We start from the raw sequence: 1,694 nt of genomic DNA, 5'->3' as shown, positions 1-1,694 counted from the left end.
ACGGCAAGGAGAAGTATGAGCTGCTGCAGCCGGTTTATTCGCTGAACCTGGTGAACGATGTGTTCGAACCGGAAATGGAGAGCTATTATCACGACTACAGGATTGTGTGCATGGAAAAGACCGACAGGGTGATTGACGGACTGAGGTTCGTGTTCGTGGAACTTCCGAAATTCAAACCGCAGACTTTCAGCCAGAAGAAGATGCACGTGCTATGGCTGAGGTATCTTACGGAGATAGACGAGAATACGCGGGAAATTCCTAAGGAGCTGATGGACAATCCGGAAATAAATAAGGCCGTGACACAAATCCAGGAATCGGCTTTCAGCGATGCGCAACTGCTGGGATATGATGATTTCTGGGATGCCGTAAGGGTGGAGAAGACCATAGTGAGTGATGCGGAAAGAAAAGGCATGGCGCAGGGCATTGAAAAAGGCATAGCGCAGGGAATTGAAATAACTGAAGCGAAATGGCGTGAAGAAAAAAACGCAATAGTACGTAACCTGAAATCATTGGGACTGGCTACAGAACAGATTCAGGCTGCTACAGGACTTACAGCAGAAGAGATAGAGAACTTATAAACTCAACAACTCACATGAAATACCCTATAGGAATACAGAATTTTGAAGAGATACGCGAAGGCGGTTATCTTTATATCGACAAGACAGACATGATGTTTGATCTGGTGGATAATGGTAAGTATTATTTCCTGAGCCGTCCGCGCAGGTTCGGAAAGAGTCTTCTTATCTCCACGCTGGAGACTTATTTCAGCGGAAAGAGGGAGATGTTCGAGGGGCTGAAGATTGCGGAACTGGAAAAGGAATGGACGGTATATCCTGTACTGCATCTGGACCTGAATACGAAGCGATATGAGAATAAGGCTTCGCTTCTGGAAATTCTGAACATGCACCTTGAGATGTGGGAGGCTGAATACGGTGACGAGAAGAAAGACAGGTCGCCTGAGGAGAGATTTATGTACGTGATAAGGTGTGCGTATGAGAAGACAGGAAAGCAGGTGGTTATCCTGGTGGACGAATATGACAAGCCGATGCTGCAGGCCATAGATGACGAGGAGTTGCAGAATGAGTACAGGAGTACGTTGAAGGCTTTCTATGGGGCGTTGAAGTCGATGGACAGATATATCAGGTTCGCCCTGCTTACGGGGGTGACGAAGTTCGGAAAGGTGAGTGTGTTCAGCGACCTGAACAATCTGAGGGATATATCGATGGAGTTTGCATATATCGGCATTTGCGGTATCACGGAGGAGGAACTGCATTCCGAGTTCAAGGAAGGCATAAAGGAGCTGGGGACAGCAAACGATATGTCGGAAGAGGAAACGAAGGCGGAACTGAAGGAACTGTACGACGGGTATCACTTCAACGAGGATTGTGTGGATATTTATAACCTGTCAGGTTTAATGATTACTCTGGATTCTAAACAGTTAATGAGTAATTGGATAGAGGTTGGAACGCCTTCGTTTCTGGTGAAAATGCTTAAAAAGAGAGATTCTGACTTTGGAGATTTGGAAGGGGTTGAGATAGACGGCAGTCTGCTGGATAGTAACGATACTGCATCGAAAAATCTTATTCCGGTGATTTATCAGAGCGGGTATCTGACGATTAAAGATTACGATAAGAAATCGAATATCTACAAGCTGGGGTTCCCGAACAAGCATGTGAAGAATGCCTTCATGACAT

2 protein-coding genes are annotated in these 1,694 nt (G+C 45.9%); both read left to right on the top strand.

Annotated elements, in window-relative coordinates:
- On the top strand, positions 1 to 578 hold a 578-nt coding region (locus I6E24_RS16180), incomplete at its 5' end, for an Rpn family recombination-promoting nuclease/putative transposase (protein WP_235329723.1).
- A 14-nt stretch (positions 579 to 592) separates the two neighbouring features.
- A partial coding sequence (locus I6E24_RS16175) for an ATP-binding protein (protein ID WP_235329721.1) occupies positions 593 to 1,694 on the top strand: 1,102 nt, incomplete at its 3' end.

Origin of the sequence: Bacteroides caecigallinarum, assembly GCF_021530995.1 — a bacterium.
Taxonomy (GTDB): domain Bacteria; phylum Bacteroidota; class Bacteroidia; order Bacteroidales; family Bacteroidaceae; genus Phocaeicola; species Phocaeicola faecigallinarum.
Note: the sequence above shows the minus strand (reverse complement) of the source record. Positions and strands in the feature narration are given on the sequence as shown.